General features: G+C 57.6%; 5 protein-coding genes and 1 tRNA gene. 5 read left to right on the top strand and 1 reads right to left on the bottom strand.

All coding sequences use genetic code 11. The annotated features are described in order from the left end of the window. Positions 1-18: 18 nt before the first annotated feature. Positions 19-438 (bottom strand): acyl-CoA thioesterase, encoded by a 420-nt coding sequence (locus QEP12_RS14820; RefSeq protein ID WP_174863271.1) that lies wholly within the window; start codon positions 436-438, stop codon positions 19-21. Positions 439-692: 254 nt separating this feature from the next. Here QEP12_RS14820 and QEP12_RS14815 point away from each other — a divergent pair, with 254 nt between their 5' ends. The 5 genes from QEP12_RS14815 to QEP12_RS14795 all read left to right on the top strand — a co-directional run bounded on the left by QEP12_RS14815 (position 693) and on the right by QEP12_RS14795 (position 5788). Beyond that, a complete protein-coding gene (locus tag QEP12_RS14815; RefSeq protein WP_284214724.1) occupies positions 693-2393 on the top strand; it encodes an electron transfer flavoprotein-ubiquinone oxidoreductase in 1701 nt (566 codons plus the stop codon). A 282-nt stretch (positions 2394-2675) separates the two neighbouring features. Beyond that, positions 2676-3641 carry an ABC transporter substrate-binding protein gene (locus QEP12_RS14810; protein WP_219162114.1) on the top strand — a complete coding sequence of 322 codons (966 nt, stop codon included), beginning with the start codon at positions 2676-2678 and terminating at the stop codon, positions 3639-3641. Positions 3642-3725: 84 nt separating this feature from the next. After that, the gene (locus tag QEP12_RS14805) at positions 3726-4610 is read left to right on the top strand and encodes an ABC transporter permease (RefSeq protein ID WP_219162115.1); all 885 of its coding nucleotides are present in this window, start codon (positions 3726-3728) and stop codon (positions 4608-4610) included. 31 nt (positions 4611-4641) lie between these two features. Then, complete coding sequence (locus QEP12_RS14800) at positions 4642-5436, top strand: ABC transporter ATP-binding protein (RefSeq protein ID WP_174863997.1); 795 nt, start codon at positions 4642-4644, stop codon at positions 5434-5436. Positions 5437-5697: 261 nt separating this feature from the next. After that, positions 5698-5788 (top strand) — tRNA-Ser (locus QEP12_RS14795). Positions 5789-6081 lie beyond the last annotated feature (293 nt).

The following is a 6081-nucleotide window of genomic DNA, read 5'->3' as shown; positions in this document are numbered from 1 at the left end:
ACGTTTTATATCTGAAGCTCAATCTATCAGAGCGCGAAGCGCTTCTGGAAGTGAAGCAGCCTTCTCGCGCTGCGTATCAATCCACAGCACGGTGGCCCCGCCCGCCGCGCAGATCACGCCCGGCTCCTCCACGCGCTCCAGCGTGGTCCAGGCATCAAAGGTCACGCGCGCCGGGTTGCTCACGTACAGCTTCATCAGCACGGTGTCGGGGTACTTCAACTGGCGCTTGAAGTTGCAAAACGCATTCGCGATCACCGGCGCCTGGCCATTGGGCAGGTGCAAAAAGCCAATCTCGCTGAGCCACTCAATACGCCCGTGCTCCATGTACTTGAAGTACACCGTGTTGTTGACATGGCCCATGGCATCCATGTCGCCCCACTTCACCCCAAACGTGGTTTGGTAGACCAGCTTTTTATCCTCTGGAATCTCCAGTCTCATGCCCCTGGCTCCTGCTTTTTCACTAATAGGCACATCTTGTCTAAATCACACCTGAAGGCAGTCCCGTGAAGGACAGATGACGCCCAGCCAGCGTCACCGATGTGACTCCAACCATCATTCAGGCCACCAATCGTGCCATCTACCCCTCAAGTTTTTAGGTAGATGCAGTGAGCCCGCATAGAATCAGCCGCAATTTGTGGCAGTCAGCACGAGCGTGCCATTCAGGTTTTTAAATTTCCAAGAGAGACACCCCGATGACAAACGAAGAAATCCTGGCGCAATACGGCCCCCGCGAGGCCATGGAATACGACGTGGTGATCGTTGGTGGCGGCCCCGGCGGCTTGGCCACTGCCATCCGCCTCAAGCAACTGTCGGCAGAAAAAGGCCAAGACGTCTCGGTGGTGGTACTCGAAAAAGGCTCTGAGCCCGGTGCGCACACCTTGTCGGGCGCCATCATGGACCCCATCGCACTGACCGAACTCATCCCCGACTGGAAGGAAAAGGGCGCCCCTCTGAACCAGCCAGTGACCGAAGACTCCATGGTCTTCTTCAGCGAAAAAGGCTCACTGCGCACTCCCAACTTCCTGCTGCCCAAGTGTTTCCACAACGAAGGCAACTACGTGGTGCGCCTGGGTTTCGTCACCAAGTGGCTGGCAGACCAGGCTGAAGCGCTGGGCGTAGAAATTTTCCCCGGCTTTGCCGCTGCGGAAGTGCTCTACAACGAAGATGGCTCCGTCAAAGGTATTGCCACCGGCAACATGGGCGTGGGCAAGGATGGCGAACCCACGGGCGACTTCCAGCTGGGTATGGAATTGCACGGCAAATACACCATCTTCGCGGAAGGTGCGCGCGGCCACTTGGGCAAGCAAATCATTGCCAAGTACCAGCTGGACGATGGCAAAGACCCGCAAGCCTACGGCCTGGGCATCAAGGAGCTGTGGGAAATCGACCCCGCACGCCACAAACCCGGCATGGTGCTGCACACCGGCGGCTGGCCCATGGACAGCAAGACCTACGGCGGCGGCTTCCTCTACCACCTGGAAGACAACTTGGTCACATTGGGCTTTGTCACCGGCCTGGACTACGCCAACCCGTACCTATCGCCGTTTGAGGAAATGCAGCGTTGGAAAACCCACCCCAACATCCGCTACTACCTCGAAGGGGACGAAGCAAAGGGCATCAAGCCCGCCAAGCGCATCTCTTACGGCGCGCGGGCCATCACGGCTGGCGGCATCTTGAGCCTGCCCAAGTTCGTCTTCCCCGGCGGCGCGCTGGTGGGCTGCGACGCGGGCTTCCTGAACGCTTCGCGCATCAAGGGCAGCCACGCTGCCATCAAAACCGGCATGCTGGCCGCTGAAGCCGCGTACGAAGCCATCGTGGCAGGCCGCCAGGGCGATGTGTTGAACGCCTACGAGACTGCCTTCGAAAACAGCTGGCTGTACGACGAGTTGTGGAAGGCACGCAACTTCAAGACCTGGTTCAAGAAGGGCCTGAGCACCGCCACCGTCATGAACGGCCTGGAGCAATTTGTGCTCAAGGGCTGCATTCCATGGACGCTGCACCGCGACAAGCCTGATCACGCCTACCTCAAGCCTGCGGCAGAGTGCCAGCCTATCGAATACCCCAAGCCCGATGGCAAGCTGACGTTTGACCGCCTCTCCAGCGTCTTTATCAGCGGCACCAACCACGGTGAAGATCAGCCTGCGCACTTGACGCTCAAGGACGCTTCGGTGCCCGTGAAGGTCAATTTGGCCCAATACGCTGGCCCTGAAAGCCGCTACTGCCCTGCCGGGGTGTACGAATTTGTGGACGATACCGAGCAAGGTGGCAAGCGCCTGCAAATCAACGCGCAAAACTGCGTGCATTGCAAGACCTGCGACATCAAGGACCCCACGCAGAACATTGTCTGGGTCACCCCCGAAGGCGGCGGCGGCCCGACCTACTCCGGCATGTAAGCCCTCGCTGCATGCATCTTGCAAAAAAGGCTCGCAATGCGAGCCTTTTTTTATTACCACCTGCACAAAAAACAAACAAGGCGCATCAAAACCAACATCAACGCAATAAATCTGCGTGCTGTAGGAAATCTGACACATATCCCTGTGCAGGGCAAAAGCAGCACGCAGCCGCTGCTATAGACTTGATCCGCGCAAAGAACGGGCGCAAAAGTGGCACATCTGGCCCATTCTTTGCATAGATCACAGCCATATTGGCCTCATAACAACGGTGGAGAAAAAGCAATGAATTTCAAGTCTTGGGCACCTTTGGGTGCAGTCGCTTTGGCTATCGCTTCCATGACCAGCGCACACGCTGCGGACAAGTCCGTGGCAGTGACAGCCATCGTCGAGCACCCCGCCCTGGACGCCGTGCGTGACGGCGTGCAAGCAGCTCTGAAGGCAGAAGGTTTTGAATCGGGCAAGAACTTGAAGTGGCAATACCAGAGTGCCCAAGGCAACACCGGCACTGCGGCCCAGATCGCCCGCAAGTTCGTGGGTGACAAGCCCGACGCGATTGTCGCTATCGCTACCCCCTCGGCCCAGGCCGTGGTGGCCTCCACCAAGACCGTGCCCGTGGTGTTCTCTGCCGTGACAGACCCCGTGGCCGCCAAGTTGATGGCTTCGTGGGAGCCCTCCAAAACCAACGTGACAGGCGTGTCTGACCTGCTGGCCCTGGACAAGCAGATGGAGCTGGTCAAGCAGGTTGTGCCCGGCGCCAAGCGCGTGGGCATGGTCTACAACCCCGGCGAGGCCAACTCCGTGGTCGTCGTCAAAGAACTGCAAAAACTGCTGCCTACACTGGGCATGACGCTGGTGGAAGCCGCAGCTCCTCGTTCGGTGGACGTGGGCAGCGCCGCGCGCAGCCTGATTGGCAAGGTAGACGTGATCTATACCAACACTGACAACAACGTGGTGTCGGCCTACGAATCGCTGGTCAAGGTCGGCCAGGACGCCAAAATCCCGCTGGTAGCATCGGACACCGACTCCGTCAAGCGCGGTGCCGTGGCAGCCTACGGCATCAACTACCGCGACCTGGGCGAACAGACTGGCCGCATGGTCGCTCGCATTCTGAAGGGCGAAGCACCTGGCACCATCAAGCCCGAAGTCAGCACCAAGATGGAGCTGTTTGTGAACCCTGGCGCCGCGGAAAAGCAAGGCATCAAACTCTCTGATGCTTTGGTGAAAAACGCAGCAGAAGTCGTTAAGTAATTTCTCCTCGTGCATGCAGGCAGGCGCCCATAAATCGGCCCTGCCTTTTTTCGTTTCCTCCCAGCAACCGACTGTTTCTGCTCCATGTCTTTGTTTTCGCTGCTCGGCGCCATTGAAATTGGCCTGATCTTTGCCCTCGTCGCGCTGGGTGTATATATCTCTTTTCGCTTGCTGCGCTTTCCTGACCTCACAGTCGATGGCAGCTTTCCTTTGGGCGGCGCCGTGTGCGCCGTACTGATTGCCGCAGGCTATAACCCTTGGGTAGCCACCTTGGCAGCCACCGCAGCAGGCGCTGCAGCAGGCATGGTCACAGGCTGGCTCAACGTCAAGCTCAAGATCATGGACTTGCTGGCCTCCATCTTGATGATGATTGCACTGTATTCGGTCAATCTGCGCATCATGGGCGGCCCCAACGTGCCGCTGATTAACGACCCCACCATCTTCAACCTGCTCCAGCCCGAGCGCATGGAAGACTACGTCTTCCGCCCTCTGCTGTTGCTGGTGATTGTGGTTGCAGCCAAGCTGGCACTGGACTGGTTCTTTGCCACTCAACGCGGCTTGGCCATTCGTGCCACTGGCTCGAATGCCCGCATGGCGCGCGCCCAAGGCGTAAACACGGGCTGCATGATTTTGCTGGGCATGGCCGTATCCAACGGACTAGTGGGCCTGGCTGGCGCCATGTTTGTACAGACCCAGGGCGGCTCTGACATTTCCATGGGGATTGGCACCATCGTCATTGGCTTGGCGGCGGTCATCGTGGGTGAATCGATCCTGCCCTCACGCAAAATTATTTGGGCCACGCTGGCCGTGGTGATCGGCGCCATCGTCTACCGCTTCTTTATTGCCGCGGCTTTGAACAGCGACTTCATTGGCCTGAAAGCCCAAGATTTGAACTTGGTCACCGCTGTGCTGGTCACGATCGCCCTTGTCATCCCCCAGCTCAAGCGCAAGCTGAGCCGCAAACCTTGATGCGCCCACCATTGCAGAAAGTTGTGAATCTATGTTGAGCGCACAAAACCTCGAACTTACCTTCAACCCCGGCACCCCGATTGAAACCCGTGCCTTGCGTGGCCTGTCGTTGAACATTCCCGACGGCCAGTTTGTGACCGTCATTGGCTCCAATGGTGCGGGTAAATCCACCTTCTTGAATGCCGTTTCTGGCGATCAAAGCGTGGACAAAGGCAGCATCCAGATTGCCGGCGAGGATATGACACGCAAACCCGTCTGGGACCGTGCCCACCGCGTGGCCCGCGTGTTCCAAGACCCCATGGCAGGCACCTGCGAAGACCTGAGCATTGAAGAAAACATGGCGCTGGCACACTGCCGCGGCACGGTGCGTGGCCTGTCACGTGCTGTGAAAAATGAGCACCGTGCGCTGTACCGCGAACGCTTGGCCACTTTGGGCCTGGGATTGGAAAACCGCCTGACCGACCGCATTGGCCTGCTCTCGGGCGGACAGCGCCAAGCCGTGAGCTTACTCATGGCGGCCCTGCAACCTTCTCGCATCTTGCTGCTCGACGAGCACACTGCCGCACTGGACCCCCGCACCGCAGACTTTGTGCTGCAACTGACCGACCGTATCGTGCGCGAAAGTAAGCTCACAACCATGATGGTGACCCACAGCATGCGCCAAGCACTGGATGTGGGTGAGCGCACCGTCATGCTGCACCAGGGCCAAGTGGTACTGGACGTCAGCGGCGCAGAGCGTGCCAAGATGGACGTAACTGACTTGCTGCACATGTTTGAAAAAGTGCGCGGTGAAAAATTGGCAGACGACGCCTTGCTGCTGGGCTAAAACTCGTAAAAACCATAGCTTTTAACGATTGCTGGATAAGCACTAGAAGCTATTTTTATTAAAAAATCCAGAACACCCGCACAACAACACCGTCGCACGCACTGGCTGCACAGCGCAAAAGCAGCGTTTTGCATTTCATGCTCTAAAACTGAGTTACAATTAGTGCTTGTTTACAAGACACCACGGTCTTGCACCAGATACCAAACCCAAGCTTTTGAGCTTGGGTTTTCATTTCAGCAACATAGCTCTGCTGCGTTGCACGGAAGGGTGGATGAGCGGTTTAAGTCGCACGCCTGGAAAGCGTGTGTGGGTTAATAGCCCACCGCGGGTTCGAATCCCGCCCCTTCCGCCAGAAATACTGCAAAATCAATAACTTGCAGAATCCAAAAAGGGCATGCCCTCATAAAAAAGCTCGCTTCTGCGGGCTTTTTTGCTTTCTACCTTAGCTGTATGCTTTGGCATGCTTGCCGCCACCCTCCTCTGCCTTGTCGTCGGCATCAGTGACGGCGACACCATCTCTGCCCGCTGCCCTACTCAGGATGCAGCCCACCCATACCAGCAAATTAAGGTTCGCTTTCAAGGCATTGATGCGCCAGAACGCAAGCAGCCTTTTGGTAACCGCTCGCGCGAAGCCCTGTCCGAACT

Origin of the sequence: Comamonas jiangduensis (genome assembly GCF_030162955.1) — a bacterium.
GTDB classification, from domain to species: Bacteria; Pseudomonadota; Gammaproteobacteria; order Burkholderiales; family Burkholderiaceae_C; genus Comamonas; species Comamonas jiangduensis.
This window is presented reverse-complemented; position numbering and strand designations above follow the sequence as displayed.